General features: G+C 67.2%; 24 protein-coding genes and 1 tRNA gene. 13 read left to right on the forward strand and 12 right to left on the reverse strand.

Annotated elements, in window-relative coordinates:
• Positions 1-117: 117 nt before the first annotated feature.
• Complete coding sequence (locus LIN44_RS08495; RefSeq protein WP_227311787.1) at positions 118-1,068, reverse strand: LysR family transcriptional regulator; 951 nt, start codon at positions 1,066-1,068, stop codon at positions 118-120.
• Positions 1,069-1,359: 291 nt separating this feature from the next.
• On the opposite strand from LIN44_RS08495, the gene LIN44_RS08500 reads away from it, so the two are divergent.
• From LIN44_RS08500 to LIN44_RS08525, 6 genes are all read left to right on the forward strand, one after another.
• On the forward strand, positions 1,360-2,061 hold the full coding sequence (locus LIN44_RS08500) for a haloacid dehalogenase type II (RefSeq protein ID WP_116295444.1): 702 nt from the start codon (positions 1,360-1,362) through the stop codon (positions 2,059-2,061).
• A gap of 51 nt (positions 2,062-2,112) precedes the next feature.
• Complete coding sequence (gene aceB, locus LIN44_RS08505; RefSeq protein ID WP_227311788.1) at positions 2,113-3,699, forward strand: malate synthase A; 1,587 nt, start codon at positions 2,113-2,115, stop codon at positions 3,697-3,699.
• 342 nt (positions 3,700-4,041) lie between these two features.
• Positions 4,042-4,599, forward strand: a complete 558-nt coding sequence (gene phaP3 / locus LIN44_RS08510; protein WP_227311789.1) for a TIGR01841 family phasin PhaP3 — start codon at positions 4,042-4,044, stop codon at positions 4,597-4,599.
• Between the two features lie 259 nt (positions 4,600-4,858).
• Positions 4,859-5,602 (forward strand): acetoacetyl-CoA reductase, encoded by a 744-nt coding sequence (gene phbB, locus LIN44_RS08515; protein WP_227311790.1) that lies wholly within the window; start codon positions 4,859-4,861, stop codon positions 5,600-5,602.
• Between the two features lie 177 nt (positions 5,603-5,779).
• A complete protein-coding gene (locus LIN44_RS08520) occupies positions 5,780-6,211 on the forward strand; it encodes a universal stress protein (protein ID WP_227311791.1) in 432 nt (143 codons plus the stop codon).
• 76 nt (positions 6,212-6,287) lie between these two features.
• On the forward strand, positions 6,288-6,752 hold the full coding sequence (locus LIN44_RS08525) for a bacterioferritin (RefSeq protein WP_227311792.1): 465 nt from the start codon (positions 6,288-6,290) through the stop codon (positions 6,750-6,752).
• A gap of 71 nt (positions 6,753-6,823) precedes the next feature.
• Here LIN44_RS08525 and LIN44_RS08530 read toward each other — a convergent pair whose 3' ends face one another.
• Together LIN44_RS08530 and LIN44_RS08535 are read right to left on the reverse strand one after the other, a co-directional pair.
• Complete coding sequence (locus LIN44_RS08530; protein WP_227311793.1) at positions 6,824-7,342, reverse strand: hypothetical protein; 519 nt, start codon at positions 7,340-7,342, stop codon at positions 6,824-6,826.
• Positions 7,343-7,430: 88 nt separating this feature from the next.
• Positions 7,431-9,194, reverse strand: a complete 1,764-nt coding sequence (locus tag LIN44_RS08535; RefSeq protein WP_227311794.1) for an ABC transporter ATP-binding protein/permease — start codon at positions 9,192-9,194, stop codon at positions 7,431-7,433.
• A 228-nt stretch (positions 9,195-9,422) separates the two neighbouring features.
• Here LIN44_RS08535 and LIN44_RS08540 point away from each other — a divergent pair, with 228 nt between their 5' ends.
• Both LIN44_RS08540 and LIN44_RS08545 read left to right on the forward strand, forming a co-directional pair.
• Positions 9,423-10,379, forward strand: a complete 957-nt coding sequence (locus LIN44_RS08540) for a LysR family transcriptional regulator (protein ID WP_227311795.1) — start codon at positions 9,423-9,425, stop codon at positions 10,377-10,379.
• Positions 10,380-10,443: 64 nt separating this feature from the next.
• On the forward strand, positions 10,444-11,430 hold the full coding sequence (locus tag LIN44_RS08545; RefSeq protein WP_227311796.1) for a tripartite tricarboxylate transporter substrate binding protein: 987 nt from the start codon (positions 10,444-10,446) through the stop codon (positions 11,428-11,430).
• Between the two features lie 12 nt (positions 11,431-11,442).
• On the opposite strand, the gene LIN44_RS08550 is transcribed toward LIN44_RS08545, so the two are convergent.
• Positions 11,443-11,862, reverse strand: coding sequence for a DUF1801 domain-containing protein (locus LIN44_RS08550; RefSeq protein ID WP_227314363.1), 420 nt, complete (start codon positions 11,860-11,862; stop codon positions 11,443-11,445).
• 91 nt (positions 11,863-11,953) lie between these two features.
• Between LIN44_RS08550 and LIN44_RS08555 the strand changes: the two genes are divergently transcribed.
• The 3 genes from LIN44_RS08555 (at position 11,954) to LIN44_RS08565 (ending at position 14,854) form a co-directional block, all read left to right on the forward strand.
• Complete coding sequence (locus tag LIN44_RS08555) at positions 11,954-12,436, forward strand: DUF1801 domain-containing protein (RefSeq protein WP_227311797.1); 483 nt, start codon at positions 11,954-11,956, stop codon at positions 12,434-12,436.
• A gap of 145 nt (positions 12,437-12,581) precedes the next feature.
• Positions 12,582-13,685: a mandelate racemase/muconate lactonizing enzyme family protein gene (locus tag LIN44_RS08560; RefSeq protein ID WP_227311798.1), complete on the forward strand. Its 1,104-nt coding sequence runs from the start codon at positions 12,582-12,584 to the stop codon at positions 13,683-13,685.
• A gap of 83 nt (positions 13,686-13,768) precedes the next feature.
• Complete coding sequence (locus tag LIN44_RS08565) at positions 13,769-14,854, forward strand: mechanosensitive ion channel family protein (RefSeq protein ID WP_227311799.1); 1,086 nt, start codon at positions 13,769-13,771, stop codon at positions 14,852-14,854.
• A 30-nt stretch (positions 14,855-14,884) separates the two neighbouring features.
• Here LIN44_RS08565 and LIN44_RS08570 read toward each other — a convergent pair whose 3' ends face one another.
• The 7 genes from LIN44_RS08570 to LIN44_RS08600 form a co-directional block, all read right to left on the reverse strand.
• Positions 14,885-15,769: a metal-dependent hydrolase gene (locus LIN44_RS08570; protein WP_227311800.1), complete on the reverse strand. Its 885-nt coding sequence runs from the start codon at positions 15,767-15,769 to the stop codon at positions 14,885-14,887.
• A gap of 8 nt (positions 15,770-15,777) precedes the next feature.
• The gene (locus LIN44_RS08575) at positions 15,778-17,331 is read right to left on the reverse strand and encodes a serine hydrolase (RefSeq protein ID WP_227311801.1); all 1,554 of its coding nucleotides are present in this window, start codon (positions 17,329-17,331) and stop codon (positions 15,778-15,780) included.
• A 126-nt stretch (positions 17,332-17,457) separates the two neighbouring features.
• Positions 17,458-17,544 (reverse strand) — tRNA-Leu (locus LIN44_RS08580).
• A 114-nt stretch (positions 17,545-17,658) separates the two neighbouring features.
• Complete coding sequence (locus LIN44_RS08585; RefSeq protein WP_227311802.1) at positions 17,659-18,468, reverse strand: MetQ/NlpA family ABC transporter substrate-binding protein; 810 nt, start codon at positions 18,466-18,468, stop codon at positions 17,659-17,661.
• Positions 18,469-18,671: 203 nt separating this feature from the next.
• A complete protein-coding gene (locus LIN44_RS08590; protein ID WP_116356652.1) occupies positions 18,672-18,992 on the reverse strand; it encodes a type II toxin-antitoxin system PemK/MazF family toxin in 321 nt (106 codons plus the stop codon).
• Positions 18,986-19,234, reverse strand: a complete 249-nt coding sequence (locus LIN44_RS08595; RefSeq protein ID WP_227311803.1) for an AbrB/MazE/SpoVT family DNA-binding domain-containing protein — start codon at positions 19,232-19,234, stop codon at positions 18,986-18,988. The genes LIN44_RS08590 and LIN44_RS08595 overlap by 7 nt, the downstream gene beginning before the upstream one ends.
• Positions 19,235-19,400: 166 nt before the next feature.
• Complete coding sequence (locus tag LIN44_RS08600; protein WP_227311804.1) at positions 19,401-19,808, reverse strand: VOC family protein; 408 nt, start codon at positions 19,806-19,808, stop codon at positions 19,401-19,403.
• 240 nt (positions 19,809-20,048) lie between these two features.
• On the opposite strand from LIN44_RS08600, the gene LIN44_RS08605 reads away from it, so the two are divergent.
• Together LIN44_RS08605 and LIN44_RS08610 are read left to right on the forward strand one after the other, a co-directional pair.
• Complete coding sequence (locus LIN44_RS08605; protein WP_227314364.1) at positions 20,049-20,519, forward strand: SRPBCC family protein; 471 nt, start codon at positions 20,049-20,051, stop codon at positions 20,517-20,519.
• Entirely contained in the window at positions 20,516-21,997 is a 1,482-nt protein-coding gene (locus LIN44_RS08610) for a DHA2 family efflux MFS transporter permease subunit (protein ID WP_227311805.1), read from the forward strand. The genes LIN44_RS08605 and LIN44_RS08610 overlap by 4 nt, the downstream gene beginning before the upstream one ends.
• 20 nt (positions 21,998-22,017) lie before the next feature.
• Here LIN44_RS08610 and LIN44_RS08615 read toward each other — a convergent pair whose 3' ends face one another.
• Positions 22,018-22,287, reverse strand: coding sequence for an acyl-CoA-binding protein (locus LIN44_RS08615; RefSeq protein WP_012353003.1), 270 nt, complete (start codon positions 22,285-22,287; stop codon positions 22,018-22,020).
• Positions 22,288-22,324 lie beyond the last annotated feature (37 nt).

Below are 22,324 nucleotides of genomic sequence, written 5' to 3' on the forward strand. Positions count from 1 at the left end.
GCCGCGGCGCCGGGCAACGCCTGTCTTGAATCCATTGTAGTCAGTGTGCCGAGAGGGCCATTGCGTCATGTCAATGCGATCCGAAGTGCTCCGGCACGCCTGCATTGGGCCCGGTGATCAGTCCGCGAGCACTTCCGCCACCGGCAGCGCCGAGGCCTGCTCGGCGCGCCGCCAGTAGGACGGGTTGCCGTAGGTGTTCTTCAGGTGGTCGATAAAGAGCCGCACCCGCAGCGGCAGGTGCTTGCGCTGCGGGAATACCGCGTGGATGCCGATCGGCGGCGCCTGGAACTCGTCGAGCACCGTGACCAGCCGTCCGCTGGCAATCTCGCTGCCGACTTCCCACCACGAGCGCCAGGCCAGCCCGTTGCCTTGCAGGCACCACTCGTGCAGCACCGCGCCGTCGCTGCATTCCATGGTGCCGCCCACCTTCACGGTCACGGCGCGGCCTTCCTCCTGGAACACCCAGCCGCGCTGCATGTTGGCGCTGGCGCCGAAGGCCAGGCAGTTATGGCGCTGCAGGTCCTCCGGCGTCATCGGGCGCCCGGCGCGCGCCAGGTAGTCCGGCGCGGCCACCACCACGCGGCGGGTTTCGGCCAGCCGGATCGACACCAGGCTGGAATCGGGCAGGTCGCCCAGGCGGATGGCGCAGTCGAAGCCTTCGTTGACCAGGTCGACCACGCGGTCGGATAGGTCCAGCGTGATCGACACATCGGGGTGCGACTCAATGAACAGTGGCACCAGCGGCGCCACGTGCTTGCGCCCGTAGCCGGCCGGCGCGGTCACGCGCAGGTGGCCGCTGGCCTTGACGCCGCCCGCCGAGACGCTGGCCTCGGCGTTATGCAGGTCGTTCAGGATGCGCTGGCAATCTTCCAGGAAGGCCGAGCCCTCGAAGGTCAGGCTGATCTTGCGGGTGGTGCGTACCAGCAGCTTGACGCCCAGCCGCTCTTCGAGCGCATCGATGCGCCGGCCGATGATCGCGGGCGCCACGCCCTCGGCCGCGGCGGCGGCGGACAGGCTGCCGCGCGAGGCGACGGATACAAAGGTCTCCAGTTGTTTGAAATGGTCCACAAATGTTTCGCCTGATATGCGCGGAGATCCCGCGGTGTGCCGCGCCGGCCACGCAACGGGTGCCGTGACGGGCCGCTGGTCGCCAGTAAAGAGGATTTGGTGCGGAGTTTCGTTTTAGTCAGCCAAGATTAGTTGTGTAAAAGTAAAAGATCAAGTGACCGACGACCACTTTGCCGCAGTGCAGCGTCTCCCTACAATTCGATGCATTCAATGGTGTACAGCGCCACGCAGCCGTGGCCTGGCCGCCGCTCCATCCAGTTGCCCACCGCGTTGCAGGTTGCCCAGGCCCTCATGAACAAGATCCGCGCCGTCGTCTTCGATGCCTATGGCACGCTGTTCGACGTGTATTCCGTTACCGCGCGCGCGGAACAGCTGTTCCCCGGCCGCGGCGAGGCGCTGGCGCTGCTGTGGCGCGACCGCCAGATCGACTACACGCGCATCCGCACCATGGCCGCGCCCGACGGCGCGCACTACAAGCCGTTCTGGGCCATCACCGTGGACGCGCTGCGCTACGCCGCCGAGCGCCTGGGCCTGCCGCTGGACGAGGCGGCCGAGGCGCAGCTGCTCAAGGAATACGCGTGCCTGTCGGCGTTCCCGGAAAACCTGGGCGCGCTCAAGCGCCTGCGCAAGGCCGGGCTGCCGCTGGGCATCCTGTCCAACGGCAACGCCGAGATGCTCGACATCTCGGTCAAGAGCGCCGGCATGCATGGGCTGTTCGACCATGTGCTGTCGGTCGATGCGGTGCGCCAGTACAAGACCGCGCCGGCCGCCTATGCGCTGGGGCCGCTGGCCTTCGGGCTGGAGGCGCAGGAGATGCTGTTCGTCTCGTCCAACGGCTGGGATGCCTGCGGTGCCACCTGGTATGGCTACACCACCTTCTGGATCAACCGTGCCGGCCATCCGGCGGAGCGGCTCGACGTGGCCCCCGCCGGCACCGGGCACGACATGAACGACCTGCTCGAATTCGTCCGCGCCCATGGCGTGGCGGCATAGCAGGGCGCCCAACAACCAAAGCTATCGCTATCGTTTAACAGGAGAACACTGATGGCTATCACGCTGCCCGCGGGCATGAAGATTACCGGCGAGATCCTGCCGGCCTACGAAGATATCCTCACGCCGGAAGCCCTGGCCCTGGTAGACAAGCTGCACCGTGCCTTCGAGCCGCGCCGTCAGGAACTGCTGGCCGCGCGCGTCGAGCGCGCCAAGCGCCTGGACGCCGGCGAGGTGCCCGACTTCCTGCCGGAAACCAGGAGCATCCGCGAAGGCGACTGGAAGGTTGCCCCGGTGCCCAAGGCGCTGGAATGCCGCCGCGTGGAAATCACCGGCCCGGTCGAAGCCAAGATGGTGATCAACGCCTTCAACTCGGGCGCTGACAGCTACATGACCGACTTCGAGGATTCCAACACCCCCAACTGGCACAACCAGCTGCAGGGTCAGGTCAACCTGAAGGCCGCCGTGCGCCGCACGCTGACGCTGGAATCGAAGGGCAAGCAGTACAAGCTGAACGACAAGATCGCCACGCTGCAGGTGCGTCCGCGCGGCTGGCACCTGGACGAGAAGCACGTCACCATCGACGGCAAGCGCGTCTCGGGCGGCATCTTCGACTTCGCGCTGTTCCTGTTCCACAACGCCAAGGAGCAGATTGCCCGCGGCGCCGGCCCGTTCTTCTACCTGCCGAAGATGGAAAGCCATCTGGAAGCGCGCCTGTGGAACGACATCTTCGTGATGGCGCAGAACGAAATCGGCCTGCCGCAAGGCACCATCAAGGCCACCGTGCTGATCGAAACCATCCTCGCCGCGTTCGAGATGGACGAGATCCTGTATGAGCTGCGCGAGCACAGCGCCGGCCTGAACGCCGGCCGCTGGGACTACATCTTCTCGTGCATCAAGAAGTTCAAGAACGACAAGGACTTCTGCCTGGCCGACCGCGCCAAGGTCACCATGACCGCGCCGTTCATGCGCTCGTATGCGCTGCTGCTGCTCAAGACCTGCCACCACCGCGGCGCTCCCGCGATCGGCGGCATGAGCGCGCTGATCCCGATCAAGAACGATCCGGAGAAGAACGCCATCGCCATGGAAGGCATCATCAGCGACAAGCGCCGCGACGCCACCGATGGCTATGACGGCGGCTGGGTGGCGCACCCGGGCCTGGTCGAGCCGGCGATGAAGGAATTCGTCGCGGTGCTGGGCGACAAGCCCAACCAGTTCGAGAAGCAGCGTCCGGACGTGCAGGTGAAGGGCGCCGACCTGCTGAACTTCCAGCCGGAAACGCCGATCACCGAGCACGGCCTGCGCATGAACATCAACGTCGGCATCCACTACCTGGGCGCCTGGCTGGCCGGCAACGGCTGCGTGCCGATCCACAACCTGATGGAAGATGCCGCCACCGCCGAGATCTCGCGCTCGCAGGTGTGGCAGTGGATCCGCTCGCCCAAGGGCAAGCTGGAGGACGGCACCAAGGTCACGGCCGAGCTGGTGCGCAAGCTGATCCCGGAAGAGCTGGCCAAGGTCAAGGAACTGGTTGGTGGCGACACCAGCACCTATGACCGCGCCGCCGAAATTTTCGAGCAGATGTCGACGTCGGAGGACTTTGCCGAGTTCCTGACGCTGCCGCTGTACGAAGAAGTCTGAACGCGAACCGGCTCGCCGGATATCAGGGAACCGCAGCCTCGGCTGCGGTTTTTTGCTTTTTGGCGCGCGCTGACCCGCGTTAAGCCCGCCTTACACCTGTCATGCAGTGCAGCAATACAGCGTAAGCACTTGTAACTTTAGTGTCGGCGGCTGCACTTTATGTTGTCCGTTCTCCAATACTTTTTGGGTTTATCCCTAGGCCTGAACTGGAACAAACCCTCTAGGATGCGGGTTCGATGGTGCGCTGCAAGATTGCCGGCGCGGCACGGTCATGGCGCTGCGCCGTGACGCTTTGCCAGCGCCGGTGCGCCATTCCGTCCGATCCACCCACAGGAGATCTGCATGTCACCTTTTACGCCCGAACAATTTGCTGCGGCGCAGAAGTCCAATGTGAGCCATTTGTTCGCGCTGACGAACACGGCATTTGAAGGTTTCCAGAAGCTGACCGAACTGAACCTGCAGGCCTTCCGGACCTCGCTCGCCGAAGGCCAGGAAAACGTCGAGGCGGTGCTGGCCGGCAAGGACCCGCGCGAAGTGTTCGCGGCCCAGGGCAACCTGGTGCAGCCGGCTGCCGAGAAGGCCGTGGCGTATGCCCGCCACGTCTATGAAATCGCCGCCAATACGCAGGCCGAGCTGAGCAAGGCCGTCGAGGCCCAGTACGAACAGCACAACCGCAACGTCCAGGCTTTCGTCGACACCTTCGTGAAGAACGCGCCGGCCGGTTCGGAAGCGCTGACCGCGCTGCTGCAGTCTGGTGTTGCCGCCGCCAACACCACCTATCAGTCGTTCCAGGACGCCGCCAAGCAGACCGCTGAAGTCGCCAAGGCCAACCTGGCCAAGACCGCCGCAGCCGCGTCGGGTGCGGCCGCGAACGCGACTCCCCGCGCCGCCAAGGCGTAACAGTACAGCGCTGGCCGGCACCACCGGCCAGCGCGCTGACCACAGATCGCAGGCATGCAGGCCGGGAACCCCGCGTTCCCGGCCTGCAGCACCGCGACACCAGATCTTCCCGCCCAAGCCATGCGAACCGGGACCGGCACGGTCCGGCCCGGCATGGCCGCGCTTTGCCTGCGCCACGGCGGGAACTTGCTCGGGGCTACCGGGGGAATGCCCCTTCCTGCACGGCAGGGCACTTTCAACTTACGACGACGCAATCAGCATGACGAAGAGAATCGCATTGGTAACAGGTGGCATGGGCGGCCTCGGCGAGGCCATCAGCATCCGGCTGCACGACGCCGGCCATAGCGTGGTGGTAACGCACTCGCCCGGCAATGCCAAGGCCGGGGACTGGCTGGCCACGATGGCCGCCAGCGGCCGCGAGATGCGCGCCTATGAGGTCGACGTCTCCGACTATGACGCCTGCCAGGCCTGCGCGGCGCGCATCCTGGCCGACGTCGGCCACGTCGACATCCTGGTGAACAATGCCGGCATTACGCGCGACATGGCCTTCAAGAAGATGGACAAGCCGAACTGGGACGCGGTGATGCGCACCAACCTCGATTCGGTGTTCAACCTCACCAAGCCGCTGTGCGAAGGCATGGTCGAGCGCGGCTGGGGCCGCATCATCAATATCTCGTCGGTCAACGGCTCCAAGGGCGCGTTCGGCCAGACCAACTATGCCGCGGCCAAGGCCGGCATGCATGGCTTCACCAAATCGCTGGCGCTGGAAGTGGCGCGCAAGGGCGTGACCGTCAACACGGTCTCGCCGGGCTACCTGGCCACCAAGATGGTCAACGCCGTGCCCAAGGAGATCATGGAGACAAAGATTCTGCCGCAGATCCCGGTTGGCCGCGTCGGCAAGCCCGAGGAAGTAGCGGCGCTGATTGCCTACCTGTGCTCGGAGGATGCGGCCTATGTGACCGGTTCCAATATCGCCATCAACGGCGGCCAGCACATGCAGTAAGCGGTCGGCTCCGGCCTTGGCCTGCTCCCGGAACGTCGTTTCCGGGAGCGGTACTGCCCAAGTGCCAGCCGCCGGTCATCGTCGCGTTGCTGCCGCAAGCCGGATTCTTGTCCATACTGAAGCTTGACCGGCGGACCGCCTCACCCCGCCGGGGACCACCGCGGACGGAGGGACATCGTGTTCAAGCACATCTTGCTGGCCACCGACGGCTCAGAACTTTCAAGAATGGCGATGGAGGCGGCCATCGGCTTTGTCAAAGCCGACGGCACCAGGCTGACCGCCTACACGTGCATGGAGGAGTATCCCTATCTGGCATCGGGCGATGCCGGCCATCCCAGGCGCAAGGCCTTCGAAGAGCAGGAAGCCGAGCGGGCGAGGGCCCGGCTCGAGCAGGTGGTCGCCGCGGCCGAGGCGGCAGGCGTGTCCTGCGCCACGGACATGACCGCGACCGTTCCCTATAAGGGCATCATCGATGCCGCGGCAAGGCACGAGTGTGATGTGATCTTCATGGCGTCGCACGGCCGCCGGGGCCTGGACGCCTTGCTGGTCGGCAGTGAAACGCAGAAGGTGCTCACCCATTGCCGGGTGCCCGTGCTGGTCTACCGCTGAAGCGCGGCGCGGCGCGCCGTGCCTGCGGCCGCAGCGCGGGCTTGCCGTCGACACTCCAGCCCACGGAGGTACTGCCATGACGGGAATCGAACAGGAAAAGGTAGTCGGCGTACTCAACCGGATACTCGAGGCCGAGCTCGCCGGGGTGGTGCGCTACACGCATTATTCGTTCCTGATCTTCGGCTTCGGCCGCATACCCGTCGTGTCGTGGCTGCGGGAGCAGGCCAGCGAGTCGCTGCTGCACGCGCACCAGGCGGGCGAATGGATCACCACACTGGGCGCCTATCCTTCGCTTGGCATCGGCGAGCTGCTGGACGCCCACACCACCGATATCGCCGCGATCCTGCGTGAATCGCTGGCCACCGAACAGCAGGCGCTTGCGCTGTACCGCGAACTGCTGGCCCTGGTCGAGGGCCGCTCCGTGGCGCTGGAAGAATATGCGCGCCAATTGATCCAGCTGGAAGAGCTGCATGCGGGCGAGGTCGAGAAAATGCTGCGCAAGCCCGGTGCCGCGGTAGCGGGGCAGGCAGCGAAGGGCTGACCGGCGCCGGCCCGATGGATCCCCGGCATCTGGCGGGTTGCCGCTTCGATTGACCTGCCAGTCGGCGCCGCCTACTTGCTGCCGTCGCGCGCATCCCCGCCGATCGCATCGATGATGATCATGGTGCGGTCCAGCACCCCGCGCTCATCGAAGTACGCGCTGAAGTGCGCCGGCTGATACGCGCCGGCGTAGAGCCGGTACGACCAGGCCTCGCGTTTCATCATCGGGTAGTACTCGACCGGCTCGCGCGGCAGGCCGAAGTGCTGGGCCACGTCCTGCTTGGTCCACACGCCCGGGCGGGCGGCGTAGATTTCCTTTTCGGTCAGCATCTGGCGGAAGCTGGTCAGCTTGCCGGCGGCGTCGAAGTCGGCGGCATAGACCTCGAAGCCGAGCGGCTGCTTGGAATAGATCCAGCGGCTGGTGCCGTTCGCCAGCGAATAGGTTTCGGAAGGCGCGCCGAAGGTATCGCGCACGGCGCTCTGCGGGCTGCCAAGCATGTTTTGCGCGGTCTGCACGGGTTGCAGGGTCGCGCAGGCGCACAGCAGGGTGGCCGCGGTGGCGGCCAGCCAGACGGACAGGCGATGGCGCATGGTCGATCTCCGGTAAGCGGTCGGTGGGAATCCGTTCAGCATAGCGCAACGCTTGCGGGCGCGTGCCGGCGCTTCCCGTGCCCGGCCTTCACCAGCCAAACCGGTAATCCCGTGCGGCGTGCAGCCGCCAGCTGCCGTCGCCCGGCAGCTCCAGCACCTGGTGGTGGTACTTCAGCAGCGTGGGCCGGTGGCTGACACTGACCAGCGTGGCCTGCAAGCCGGCCAGCAACTGGTACAGGGCTTCTTCATTGACGATGTCGAGCGCACTGGTGGCCTCGTCCAGCATCACATAGCGCGGCCTGGCCAGCAGCACGCGCGCGATCGTGAGCCGCTGCTGCTCGCCCAGCGACAGCACCTTGCTCCAGTCCACTTCCGTGTCCAGCCCGCCGAAGCGGCCGGCGATGTCGCGCAGGTTGACGGTCTCCAGCAGTTGCAGCAACTCTTCGTCCGGCACCTGGCGGCCGACATGGTTGGGGTAGAGCAGCTGGCTGCGCAGGCTGCCGACCACCATGTAAGGATGCTGCGGCAAGAACAGCATGTCCTGCGGCGCCGGCCGCACGATGCGGCCGCTGCCGCTGTTCCACAGTCCCGCGATGGCGCGCATCAGCGAACTCTTGCCGCCGCCGCTGGCGCCGACGATCAGCAATCCTTCGCCGGGATTGATCGACACGCTCAGGTCCGTGACCAGCGTGCGCTCCTGGTTAGGCGTCTGCAGCGTGACGTGTTCCAGCGCCAGCCGCGCATCCTGGTGCGACGCAATGGTGTCTGCCGCCCGCGGCGCGCCGGCCGGTTTGCCGGTCAGGGTGCTGGAGAACGTGTCCAGGCGGTCCAGCCCGGCCACGAACCGGCTCAGGTCTTCAAAGTTGTCGACGATCACCGTCAGCGCATTCAGCACGGCGGCGAAGGCGCCCGCGGCGCGGATCGCGCTGCCGACTTCCAGCTCGCCGTCCAGCACGCGCGAGGCCACGATGGCGCTGGGCAGCAGGATGGTCAGGAAGCCATAGCCATACTGGAACAGGTTCAGACCAAGCTGCCACCTGATGAGCCGCTCGAAGTTCTGGAACGCCTTGCCGAAGCGCCCGCGGACATGCGAAGACTCCTGCGGCTCGCCGCGATAGAACGCAATCGACTCGGCGTTCTCGCGCACCCGGATCAGGCTGAAACGGAAATCGGCCTCGCGCTTGAGCTGGTAGAAGTTCAGCCCGATCAGCACGCGCCCGAAGCAGGCGATCGAGACAAAGGTGCCGGCGATGGCGTACACCACCAGGAAATAGACCAGCTCCCTGGAGATGATCCACAGCACCGCGCTGAACGCAATCAGCTGCAGCAGCGCGCCGATGCCGATCGACAGGAAAAACAGCGACTGCCGCGTAAAGGTGTTGATGTCCTCGGAGATGCGCTGGTCGGGATTGTCGATGCCGGCATCCGCATTGAGCTTGTAGAAAATGCGGTTCTTGAAATATCCGTCCAGGTAATGGTGGGTCATCCAGCGCCGCCAGTGCAGGCCCAGCGTGTTGCGGATGTAGTAGTAGACCGCGTAGACGGGAATCGCGACGATCAGGATATACAGGCAGGTACGGATCGAGGCCCAGAAGCGGTCGGCGTCGCGGGCCGCCAGCGCCGAGGTGAACTCGCCGGTCTGCTCGTTGATCAGCACTTCCGCCTGGGTCTGGCCCAGCAGCAGCAGGACCAGCACCACCAGCAGGCCGGCGGCCTTCCATCGTTCCTGCGAGACCCAGTAGGGTTTGGCGATCACCCAATAGCGGGTCCAGACGTGCCGGGTGGACGTGGCGGGGCGTTTGCCGGCGGGCGAAGTGCTGTCGGCCACCTGCGGCTCGGGCACGGCGCTCATAATCCACCTCCGGGGTGCTGAGCGGATTTCGTTATCGTCACATCCCCTGCGGGCATGGCGCACCTGTACGCGGCGGAAAATGACTATTGAAATATAGGCCAGCAAAAACGGTGCCCGGTGCTATTGCACGAGCCCCGCGCGCGCCGAGGCAACCTGCACTGGCTTGACGCCGGCTCCGAAGCTGATTCCAATCCCGGGTGACCGTTCCCTATCACAGGCCGCCCCCGCATGGACCGCTTCGACGCGCTGCAACTTTTCACCCGGATCGTGGAACTGGGCTCTTTCACCCGTGCCGCGAGCGCGCTGGACATGCCGCGCGCCACCGCCACGCATGCGATCAAGGAGCTGGAAGCACGCGTCGGGGCCCGGCTGCTGGAGCGCACCACGCGGCAGGTGCGCCCGACGCTGGACGGGCAAGCCTTCTATGAGCGCGGCAAGCGCGTGCTGCAGGCGCTCGAAGACGCCGAAACCTCGCTCAGCACGCAGGCAGCCGACCCGCGCGGCACGCTGCGGCTGGACCTGCACGGCACCCATGCGACGCTGATCATCCTGCCGCGCATCGGCGAGTTCCGCGCGCGCTACCCGCATATCGAGCTCGTCATCAGCAGCGGCGACCGCCTGGTCGACCTGATCGGGGAGGGCATCGATTGCGTGGTGCGCGCCGGCCGGCCGCGCGATTCGTCGCTGGTGGCCAGGCGCCTGGCGGAGATGCCCGAAGTGCTGTGCGCCAGCCCCGCATACCTGGCGGCGCACGGCATGCCCCAGCATCCGTCGGAACTGGCCGGACACGTCGGCGTGGGCTTTTTTTCGCGCAACCATGACAGCCGCTATCCGTTCACGCTGACCGTCGATGGCGAGGTGCGCGCGTTCCGGGCCAGCGGCTGGATTTCGGTCAGCGATGCCGAGTGCTATACCAGCGCGGCGCTGGCCGGCTGCGGCCTGATCCAGGTGCCGCGCTTCCGCGTCGAAGATCATTTGCGCGCGGGGCGGCTGGTGCCGGTGCTGGAAGCGTGGCCATGCCCGGACCTGCCGGTGTCCGCGCTGTACCCGTTCCACCGGCAGCTGGCGCCGCGCGTGCGGGTCTTTGTCGACTGGGTGGCGGGAATCTACGCGGAACGATTCGGGCCGCCGCGCGCCTTCACCGGTGATGCGCATGGTGGAAACCCGGGCGTGCCCCCGGCCTGAACCCCCACTAAGATGAAGGATCCGCCGCCGTGCGGCGCACAACGATAACGCGGAGACTTCATCTATGGATCGTCGACAGTTCCTGAGCACCGCGGCATTCGCGGTGGCGGCCGGCGTGGCGCCGCACGCCATGGCGCAGCAGTGGCCCGCCCGCGCCATCCGGCTGGTGGTGGCCTATCCGCCGGGTGGCGGCACCGACGTGGTGGCACGGCTGTTCGCCGACTATCTCACGCGCGTGACCGGGCAGTCGGTGGTGGTGGAGAACAAGCCCGGCGGCGCCACCATTCCCGCCACGCAGGACGTGATCCGCGCCAGGAACGACGGCCAGACCCTGCTGGTGACGCTGGGCTCTTCGGCCACCTCGGGCGCGCATATCAACCGCGTGCCCTACGATCCGTTGACCGACCTGACCGCGCTCGCCGAACTCGGCCGCGCGCCGGTGCTGCTGGCCGCCAACAAGGACGCGCCGTATAACACGCTGAAGGAACTGGTCGCCTACGCCAAGGCGAATCCGGGCAAGCCGATCCACTCGGCCTCGTACGGTCCGGGCACCTCGTCGCACTTCGGTCCGCTGCTGTTCAACCGGCTCGCCGGCACCAACCTGGAGCCGGTGCTGTACAAGGGTTCGGCGCCCGCCACGCAAGACCTGGTGGGCGGCGTGGTGCCGCTGATGATCGACGGCCTGACCACCGGCGTGCCGCTGTACCAGGCCGGCAAGACCAAGGTGCTGGCCACCACCATTCCGGAGCGCTCCGAACTCGCGCCCGGCGCGCCCACGTTCCGCGAACTGGGCTACCCCGAGATGGAGCAGCTCAGCGGCTATTTCGCGCTGTTCGGCCCGAAGGCGATGCCAAAGGAAACGGTGGAGGCGGTCTCCGCCGCGGTGCGCAAGGTGCTGGCCGATCCTGCTTACCAGAAGCGGTTGGCGGGCGTGGGCGTGCTGCCGCCGCAGGCGGTCACGCCCGAAGCGTTCGCCGCGCAGATCCGTGCCGACCACGCGCGCTGGGGACAGTTCATCAAGGACATCGGCTTCAAGATCGACGGCAGTTGAGCCCCGGGCGCGTCACGCGTCGTCCTGCTGGCTGGCCTTTGCACGCGCGGGCACCGGCGCTTTTTTCCTGGGCTTGGCCTGGTTGAACGCGATCGCGGCGCGGACCAGAGCCTGCAGGGCGCGTGCGTCGATCTTGTCGCCCTCGGCCAGGTCGATGGCCCGCCATTTGTTGCCGCCCAGGCCGGCATTGAAGAGGTGGTCCGGGTCGGGCAGGCTGGCCCCGTTGGTAAAGGTGATCTTGACCTTGGCCTTGTGGGCGTTGGCGACGGCGATCATGCCGTCGCGCGACCATACCGGGCTGCCCATCCATTTCCATTCCTCGACGATGCCGCTGTCGGCGGCGAGGATGGCCTTGCGCAGGCTGGCCAGGGTCTGGCCGCGCCAGTCGGCCAACCCGGCGATCAACTGGTCGATCTGTTCCGATGGATGCATCGATGCTCGTTCCTCTAGGTTCTGGCTGACCGACTTATCATAGCCGCTGGGTTCGATCTCGTCGCCGCTCGTCAACCAGTGGAGTTCAGCCATGGCCAACAGCACGTCCAGGACCCCGGCAGGGAGCGCGCGCAAGTCCGCGCAGAAGACCGCCACCCGCCCCGCCACCGGCAAGCCGGTGCTGCTGGCGGGCGGCAATCCGCAGATTCCGAAAGGCGACGGCGATGCGCCGGTGCAGGCCTACCTCGCGGCGATGCCGGGCTGGAAGCAGGACGCGGGCCGCCGCCTAGACGCACTGATCGAGCGCAACGTGCCCGATGTCAGCAAGGCGGTGCGCTGGAATTCGCCGTTCTATGGCCGGGCGGGGCAGGGCTGGTTCCTGAGCTTCCATTGCATGACCCGGTACATCAAGGTGGCGTTTTTCCGCGGCATGTCGCTGGATCCGGTGCCGCCGGTCGAGTCCAGGGACAAGGACACGCGCTATTTCCATATCCACGAGGGCGAGGCCTTCGACGAGGACCTGCTGGCGCACTGGATCCGGCAGGCCGCGGCGCTGCCGGGGTGGCAGCCGTAGCCGCGCGGCCAGCGCAGGCCGGTGGCGGCTGCGCCGAGCGGCGCTCGGCAGGAGCGCGTGGGAGATGCCTTGTGGCCTATATTGAAGTCCTGCGCGGCATGGGCGCCGGCGTTGCCGGACGGACCGCGCGAGCAAGGAGTGCGCCATGAAGATCGCAAGCATCGAGGCCATCGTCCTGCGCATTCCGTTCACGGTCGGCGGCGTTTCGGCCGCGGGCGTCTGGGGCGGTGCCGGCATGCAGGCGGCCGATTCGCTGCTGCTCAAGGTGAGCACCGATGATGGCCTGGTCGGCTGGGGCGAAACCTTCGGCTTCGTCGGCATTCCGGCGGTGAAGGCGGCGATCGAGCAGATGCTGGCGCCGGCCTGCATCGGCCGTGACGCGAGCCGGATCGATGCAATCGGCCTGGACCTGCAGCGCCGGTTCCATGTGTTCGGGCGCAGCGGGCCCCTGTTCTACGGGCTGTCGGCGCTCGATATCGCGCTGTGGGACCTCTGCGGCAAGGCGGCGGGGCTGCCCGTCCACCGTTTGCTTGGCGGCGCGCGCTGCGAGCGGTTGCCGGCCTACGCCAGCCTGATCCGGTACGCCGATGCCGAAGCGATCGCGGTCAACGTCAGGCGTGCCATCGCCGATGGCTACCGCAGCCTGAAGCTGCACGAAGTCGACCTGGCCGTGATCCGCGCCGCACGCGCGGCCGCGGGGCCGGAAATCGAAATCACGCTGGATACGAACTGCCCGTGGACGCTGCATGAGGCCATCGACATGGCCCGCGTCCTGCAGCCCTTGTCGCTAAGGTGGCTGGAAGAGCCGCTGTGGCCGCCCGAGAACTACGCCGGACTGGCGGCCCTGCGCCAGCGCTGCGCGATTCCGGTTGCAGCCGGCGAGAATGCGACCACGCTGATGGAGTTCGAGCATCTGCTAAGCCTTGGCGCCGTCGATGTGGTGCAGCCCAGCCCGGCCAAGATGGGCGGCATCAGCGCCCTGCGCGATGTCTTTGCCCTGGCCAGGGCGCACAACGTGCAGGTGATGGTCCATACCTTCTACGATGGTCCCGGGCTGCTGGCCGCGATGCATGCCACCGCGGCGCTGGGCGACGCCGCCGCCATGATCGAATGGCGCTACTTCGACATGGCCGCGCAGGTGCTTGGCGATGCCGTGGTGCCGCGCGACGGCAACATCGCGCTACCCACCGGGCCGGGCCTGGGCATCGACCCGGATCCGGAAGTGATCCGACGCTACCGCGTGGGGTGAGAGGACGATAGCGGGCGAACTTCCGTGCGCGCCTCGTGTCGTTAGTTCCATGGCCGTGCCATCGCCGGCAAACAGGACGACGCATGCACCTTGACATCCTTCTCGCCCATCCCTGGTTCAGCACATGGACCGCCGCGCTGGTTGCCGTCATCGTCGCGCTGACCGCGCATCGCCTGGGCGGCCTGCTGCTGTTGCGCATGACGCGCGCCACGCCGGTGCTGCATGCCATCGTGGTCAAGTCGCGGGCACCGGCCAAGGCGGTGCTGCCGCTGCTGGCGTTGCAGACCGTATGGCAGGCGGCGCCGGACGACCTGCGCTGGATCGACAACGTGCGGCATCTCAACGGGCTGCTGATGATCGTCGCCACCACCTGGCTGGCGGCCCGCATCATCGCGGGCCTGGCGCAGGGAGTGCTGGCTCAGCATCCGGTCGACGTGGCGGACAACATGGGGGCGCGGCGCATCCATACGCAGACGCGGGTGTTGTCGCGCATCGCCATGTCGCTGGTGATGCTGATCGGCGCGTCGATGGTGCTGATGACATTTCCCGGCGCGCGGCAGGTCGGCGCCAGCCTGCTGGCCTCGGCGGGGGTGGTCGGACTGATCGCGGGCTTTGCCGCCAAGCCGGTTTTCAGCAACATGATTGCCGGCCTGCAGCTGGCGCTGACCCAGCCGATCCGGCTGGACGATGTGCTGATCGTGGAAGGCGAGTGGGGCCGCGTGGAGGAGATCACCGGCACGTACGTGGTGCTGCGGATCTGGGATGAGCGCCGACTGATCATCCCGCTGCAGTATTTCATCGAAAAGCCGTTCCAGAACTGGACCCGCAGCAGCGCGCAGCTGCTGGGCTCGGTGTTCTTCCATGTCGACTACGGCATGCCGCTGGCACCGCTGCGCAAGGAGCTGGAGCGCATCGTCCATGCCGCGCCCGAGTGGGACCGGCGCTTCTTCAACCTGGTGGTGACCGATGCCACCGAGCGCACCATGCAGCTGCGCGTGCTGTGCACCGCGGCGTCTTCCGGGCTGGCGTGGGACCTGCGCTGCGTGGTGCGCGAAGGGCTGATCGACTTCATGCAGCGCGAGTATCCGCAGTTCCTGCCCCGCCTTCGCATCGAAGGAGAGGACGAGGGCGATGCCGTGCGGCGCGGCGCCGCCGTGCACGTAGCGTGAGGCGGCGCGCGGACATCGGCGCTGGTCGAATCAGAAATCGATCTTCTCTCCCGGCTGCGGCACGATCACCTGCGTGGCCGCGCCGGTGCCCAGCGCGGCGTTGAATTCCGCCGGCGTGCCGCGCAGCTGTGGCGAGGTCTGGTAGTGGATCGGGATTGCATAGCGCGGCCGGATCAGGTCGCGCACCGCGATGGCCGCGTCCTGCGGCCCCATGGTGGAGTGGTCGCCGATCGGGATCAGCACCAGGTCGGGCCGGTACCGCTCACCGATCAGCCGCATGTCGCCGAACAGGCCGGTATCGCCCATGTGCCAGATGCGGAAGCCGTTCTCCATCTCGACGATGTAGCCCACCGGTTCGCCGCCGTAGTGGCTCTCGTCCTTGCCGGTGGCCGGGTTCTTCCTCACCAGTTCGGACGCGTGCTCGGCATGTACCGCGGTGATCTTCGGTCCGGTGGGGCCGAACGGCATCACGGTGCCGCTCTTGCCGAAGCGCTGTGCCAGCGCGGCCGGGACCATGCCGAGGCTGACCAGCGCGTGGCCCATGCCGCCCCCGTTGTAGATCGGCGCGTTGTTGAGCTGCGCCAGCGCCGGGGCGTCGCCGAGGTGGTCGCTGTGCGCGTGGGTCACCAGGATCAGGTCGACCTTGCCCAGCGCGGGCAGCTGCCTGAAGCCGGCGGGCGTCTTCGGGTTGGTGCTCAGCCACGGATCGATGACGATGACTTTGCCGCCCGGCGAAGTGATGCGGACCGCGGCGTGGCCGAGCCACAGGACCTCCGTCTTGCCGGCGGCGGCAGGGGTGGTGGCGGGCGCCTGCGCGACCGCGGTGGGCGGCGGCGCAGGTGTGCCGCAGGCAGCGAGCGTGGCGGCGGCGAAGGCGACGGCGGCTGCGACGGCGACTGCGCGGAATCTGATCATGGTCTCTCCTAGCGGATAAAGACGCCCAGCCCTTCGTGGTCGTAGTACTCCAGCCAGACCTGGTTGCTGGCGAATGCCGCGCGCGAGATCGTGCCGGGGCTGGCGTTCTCGTTGTGGAGCGTGAAGGTGAAGACATCCCCATCCCAATGCGCCAGTGGCAGCACCAGCGGCTTCGCGCCCAGCGTCATGACCAGCGCGCCGCCCTGTTCGGCGACCTGCAGCGGGCCATAGTAGTCGTTGCGGTAGGTGCCGGCATAGGTCGACAAGGCGCGCGCGGGCAATGGGTTGGACGGCCGCGGCTGGCCCACCAGCCTGCCTTCCGGCAGCAGCAGCGGCGCCAAGGCCTCGGCGAAGATCGCGCCCCAGTCGCGGCGGAAGGCGCCGTACTGGACCAGGTCGAAGAACTGCGCATTCAGCGTTTCCGGGATGCCGATGGGGTAGCCGTTGGTCAGCGTGACGATGGCCAGGTTCAGCGACGGCACCGCCGTAAAACTGGTGGCGCCACCCACCGCGAACCCGCCGGAATGGTTGTAGCTGGTCAGCCCCAGCTCGGTCGTGCCGACATTGAAGCCGTAGCCGTAATAGCTGGCGGGCCGGCCTTGCACCGGCGGGCCGCTTTGCATCTGCGGCGACAGCGCCGGCGCCAGCGCCGCGGCGTCGACGATGCGCTGGCCGGCGAACTCGCCTTTGGCCAGCACCAGGATCAGCCACTTGGCCAGGTCGTTGACCGAGGCGCTGACGCCGCCGGCGGGCGATTGCGCATCGGGCATGGTGCCCATGCCTTGCACCCAGGCGCCGTTGACCTTGACGTGCCCGAGCGCGCGGTTGTCGCGCGCGGCAAAGTCGGCGTAGCGCGAGCTGGTGCGGGTCATGCCCAGCGGCTGGTAGATGGCCTGCTCGGACAGCGTGGCCCAGTCGGTGCCGGCGGCGTTGGCCACGGCCTCGGCCGCGGCGGTCATGCCGAAGTTGGTGTAAGCGTAGACCGCGCGCAACGGATGCAGCGGCAGGAAGCGCAGGCGTGCCAGCACCTCGCGCCGATCGTAGCCCATGTCTTCGAGCCGGTCGCCGGCGTGGTCGGGCAGGCCGGAACGATGCGCGTAGAGGTCGCCGATGGTGACCGCCTGCGTGGTTTCCGCATCGGCCAGCGCGAACCCTGGCAGGTGCCGGATGACCGGGGTGTCCCAGCCGATGCTGCCGCGCCCGACCTGCCGCGCCACCACCGTGGCGCCGATCGGCTTCGACACCGAGGCCAGCTGGAACACGGTATCGGCATCGACCGGCGCGGGGTCGCTCACCAGCCGGCGGCCGAAGCCCCTGGCGTAAACGGCCTGGTTGCCGCGCACCACCGCGACGGCCATGCCAGGCACGCCCGAGCTGGCCATCAGGTTGGCCGCGAGGGTATCGACCTGGGCGATGGCGGCGGTGATCTGCGCTTCGGGAACCGGATCGGGCGGCGGCGCTGGCGCAGGATCGTCATCGCCGCCGCAGGCGGGCAGGGTGGGGACCAGCAGGCCGCTGAGCGCGGCTCCCAGGAAACGGCGACGCTCTTGCAGTTTGCCCACGGCAGGTCTCCCGACGGCGGCGCGAGCGCGCCTTTGGGATTTACTGTAGGCGATTGGCGCGGGCATTCCCGGCCGATCTGGAAAAACAAAAGGCCCGCACTTGCGTGCGGGCCTTCTGCCGAAACTTGGTGCCCAGGAGAGGACTCGAACCTCCACAGTGTTGCCACCGCTAGGACCTGAACCTAGTGCGTCTACCAATTCCGCCACCTGGGCAGGTGGTGAGCCGCGAATTCTACCGAAGGCGGCGGAATTTGCAAGCCCTTGCATGGGCCTCGCGTGAAAAAACCTGGGCGACCGCTGTCAGCGGCGGTCGTGGTGCGCCGGCAATCAGAACGACGGCACCATCGCGCCCTTGTACTGCGCCTTCATGAACTGGCGCACGTCTTCCGACTGGTACGCGGCCACCAGCTTCTTGACCCACGGCTTGTCCTTGTCCTGGGTGCGCACCACGATGATGTTGGCGTACGGGCTGTGGATGTCTTCCAGCGCGATCGCGTCCTTGGTCGGCTGCAGGCCGGCGGCGAGCGCGTAGTTGGTGTTGATCACGGCAGCGCCGACATCGGGCAGGGCGCGCGCCAGCTGGGCGGCGTCGAGTTCCACGATTTTCAGCTTCCTGGGGTTCTCGGCCACGTCCAGCGGCGTGGCATTGGAACCATTGGTGCCGGCGCCGGCCTTCAGCTTGATCACGCCTTGCGCCTGCAGCAACAGCAGCGCGCGGTTTTCATTGGACGGGTCGTTGGGCACCGCCACCTTGGCGCCCTGCGGCAGGTCCTTGGGCGACTTCAGGGTCTTCGAGTAGACGCCCAGCGGCGAGATATAGGTGTAGCCCACGCTCTGCATCTTGTAGCCGCGCTGCTTCACCTGGCTGTCCAGGTACGGCTGGTGCTGGAAGCTGTTGGCGTCCAGGTCGCCGGCGTCGAGCGCTGCGTTGGGCTGCACGTAGTCGTTGAACTCGACGACCTTCACGTTCAGGCCATTGCGCTTGGCCACCTTCTGGACCACCTGCCAGACTTCGGCGTCCGGTCCGCTGACCGTGCCGACACGGATGGTCTGTTCCTGGGCCGAGGCACTGCCGGCGGCGATAAAACCCACGGCGGACACTGTTGCCGCCAGACGCTTGATGAAAGACGTGCGCATAGGAGTTGTGAAGATCTTGTTGTGATGTGGCGAGTGAGAGGCAATCGCCGGGCAGGGATCGCCTGTCCGGAGAGAGGGCACAGATTAACGCAATTGCGTCCGGATGGCGCGGCGTGGACGATCCTGGCGTCTATTTCTTTTTCATAAGCTTATGAAGCCAGGCGGCGCCCGCCTGCCGGCATTAAATGCCATGGCGCCGCGGCTCAGTCCGCAAAGACTTCGCGCAAGGTCCGCAACGTGTCGGCCACGGTCCGCTCGCTCAGGCCGCCTGCCCGCTTCACCAGCCGGGACTTGTCGACGGTGCGCAGCTGGTCCAGCAGGATCAGGCCGGTCTTGCGCTGGAAGGTCACGGGGATGCGGAACGGCGCCGGCCGGCTGCCGGTGGTCATTGGCGCCACCGTCACGGTGCGCAGGTAGTCGTGCATCTCGGGCGGAGACAGGATGACGCAGGGGCGCGTCTTCTCGATCTCGCTGCCGACGGTGGGATCGAGCGCGACCAGCCAGACGTCGCCGCGCGCTACCATTTCAGCTCCGCGTCGTCGGCGTTGGGGAGGTCGCCCAGCACCAGGCTGTCGTCGCCGGCCGCGGCGATCTGCTGGCTGGCTTCCGCCCAGCCTTGCCGCGGCGCCTGCCGGGGCCGGCGCAGCACCAGCGTGTCATTCACGATTTCCATTTCCACTTCATGCTCCAGACCCAGCTGTGCCAGGATTGCCTTGGGGATCAGGACACCTTGTGAGTTGCCCATCTTGCGGATCGTCGCCTTCATGTCTTGTCGCTCATGGTGTGGCCAGTACTGGCGGCAGCACAATGTTATTACACCACCGGCAACAATGAAACAGGCAGGCACGACGCTGCATGGAAATGTGGCATTCCGGCACAGCCGGCAACAGGCGAATTGTCCGAAAACGACCGCGCCGCGCGCACCGTCCGGCTCAGTCGGCTACCGCGCCGTAGCCCTGGCCCTTCCACTCGATAAAACACAGCCCGTGCCCGAACGGGTCAGACAGCGTGGCCTGCCGGCCCCAGGCAAACTCCTGCGGCCAGTCCTCGATCTCGGCGCCGGCCTCGAGCGCGCGTTCGATGGCTTGCTCGAGGTCGGCGACGACGAAATCGAGATGCACCGGGGTCCAGTGGCGGCGATAGTCGCGCCGGGTCGCGGCGCGCGTGGTCGGGCGCGTGCCGGCGGGCTTGGCGAGCAGGTAGATCGGGGTATTGCCGCCCAGCATTTCGGCGACGGTGCCGTCGAACAGCTTGCGCTGCAGCCGCAATCCCAGCCCTTGCGCGTAGAAGTCGATGCCGCGCGCCAGATCGTCGACATCGATATTGATCAGCAACTCCATCACAGCCTCCTGCAGCGTTCCGGGTGAAAGCGGCCGCATTGTGCGCCGGGTCTCCTGACAGCTGCTGTCAGGAGTGATGTTCCAGCCGGGCGCGGCGTTTGCGCGGGGCTCCAGCGGGCGCGAATCTGGCCGATATGTGGGAGGGGGCGGCTCGACCCATGTTGCAGTGCGCAGACAAAAAGGTCTCGCGAATACGCGGAGACTTCATAATATCGACTTATCGCAAATGGGAGAGTGAAGTTGCGTTTTGAGCACTTGGTTGAGATCAACGATCCGGGCAACCCGCAGCTGGAACCGCTGACGGCCGAGCAGCTGTGGCAGGGCCTGGTGCTGCGCGCCGAGTCTCCCGAGCTGTTCGTGCTGGGCCTGGACAGCGCCGAGGTGGTGGACCGCGGCGACAACTGGATCGACCGCGTGCTGCATTTCGGCGAAGCGTCGATCGAGGATCACGTGGTCTACGAGCCGCGCCGGCTGGTGCGTTATGAAACCGCGGCCACGGCCGAGCATGCCGGCGGCACGCTGACCATGGCGATCGAGACCCCGGGGCCGGGCGCGCTGCTGCTGCGCTTTATCTACGACACCACCATGCCCGCCGTCGATGCCAGCGGCGACGACCGCTACGCCGAGATCGTCAAGTCCGCCTACCACGCGGCCGACATCGACACCGTCCGCAAGATCCGCGAGATCGCCGACACCGGGCGGCTGGGGTGAGCGAGGGCCCCGCCACGCCGGAGGGCTCCGGCCAGCAGTCGGGCCTGCCGACCCGGCAGGCGCTGCGCGCGCGCTACGGCGAACGGCTGCGCTGGCTGGTGCTGGCAACGCTGATGCTGGGCACGATCTCGTCGATCGTCTCGTCCACCATCGTCAATGTGGCCATTCCGGACCTGAGCCGGCATTTCGTGCTGGGGCAGGAGCGCGCGCAATGGGTCGCGGCCAGCTTCATGATCGCGATGACGCTGTCGATGCTGCTGACCCCCTGGCTGCTGAACCGCTACGGGCTGCGGCGCACCTTCCTGGGCGCGGCGCTGCTGCTGGGCGCGGGCGGGCTGGTGGGCGGCTTCTCGCCGACCTACGGCGTGATGATCGCCATGCGCGTGGCCGAGGGCATCGCCGCGGGCATCATGCAGCCGCTGCCTAATATCCTGATCCTGCGCGTCTTTGAAGAGCGCGAGCAGGGCAAGGCGATCAGCCTGTTCGGCTTCGGCGTGGTGCTGGCGCCGGCGCTGGGGCCCAGCCTGGGCGGCTTCCTGGTCGAGGCCTTCGGCTGGCGCTCGATCTTCTTCGTGGTGGTGCCGCTGACGCTGCTGGCGGTGCTGATGGCGCGCCGCTTCATGGCGGTGGACTCGATCATGATGGGCGAGCGCCAGCCGCTCGACTGGCGCGGGCTGGGCCTGGCCGGCATCGCCACGGTCAGCCTGCTCAACGGCGTGGTCGAGATGCGCGAGAGCGTGCCCGCGGGCCTGGCGCTGGCGGGCTTCGGCGTGCTGATGCTGGCGGCTTTCGTGATGTGGCAGCTGCGCGCGGCGTACCCGCTGATGAACATGCGGCTCTACAGCTACCGGCAGTTCGCCGCCGGCGCGGTGGTGGCCTTCATCTACGGCGCGGGCCTGTTCGGCTCGACCTACCTGTTGCCGGTCTATATGCAGATGGCGCTGGAATACACGCCGTCGCGGGCCGGCCTGGTGCTGTTCCCGGCGGGCGTGGTGCTGGCGCTGACGATTGCGCTGGCGGGGCGCTTCACGCACCGGATCCCGCCGCATGTTCAGGTGTCGTTCGGGCTGGCGCTGCTGTCGCTGTCGTTCCTGCTGATGGCGCTGGGCTCGCGCGCGACGCCTTACCTGGTGCTGGTGGCGCTGGCCGTGCTGGGGCGGATCGGCCTGGGCTGCATCCTGCCATCGCTGACGCTGGGCGCGATGCGCGGCGTGGACTTCTCGCTGATCGCGCAGGGTTCGAGCTGCATCAACTTCCTGCGGCAGCTGGGCGGGGCCATCGGCGTGAGCCTGGCGGGCGTGGGGCTGCAGTGGCGCCTGGCCGAGCATGGCGCGTTGCTGGGCCAGGCCGGCGACACCGCGCTCCAGGCGGCGCGCATCCGCGCCTTCGACGAAACCTTCCTCGCGGTGGGCGTGGTGATCGCCAGCGCAATGCTGGCGGCCTGGCGTATCCGCCCGCGCCCGGCGCCGGCGGCCTGAAGCCGCCGGGCCGGAAGCGTTCAGCTGGCGGCGCCGCTGCGCAGCTCTTCCACCAGCGCGATGTACTGCTCCATCGCCTGTTCGCGCGCGGTGCCGCGCAGCGCTTCCCACGCCTCGAACTTGTAGCGGCCGACGAAATCGGTCATGCCGGGCTTGTCGCCGTGGGCATCGCCTTCGCTGCCTTGCTTGAATAGCGCATACAGGCGCAGCAGGGACATATTGCTGGGGCGTTCGCTCAGTTGCTTGACGTCGATCTGGGCCTGTTCGAAGCGTGCCTGCAGGTCGCTCATGGGGTTCCTCCGGTGTGGGCTGTCTGGATTGCGAAAA

It is taken from the genome of Cupriavidus sp. MP-37 (assembly GCF_020618415.1).
Taxonomy (GTDB): Bacteria; Pseudomonadota; Gammaproteobacteria; order Burkholderiales; family Burkholderiaceae; genus Cupriavidus.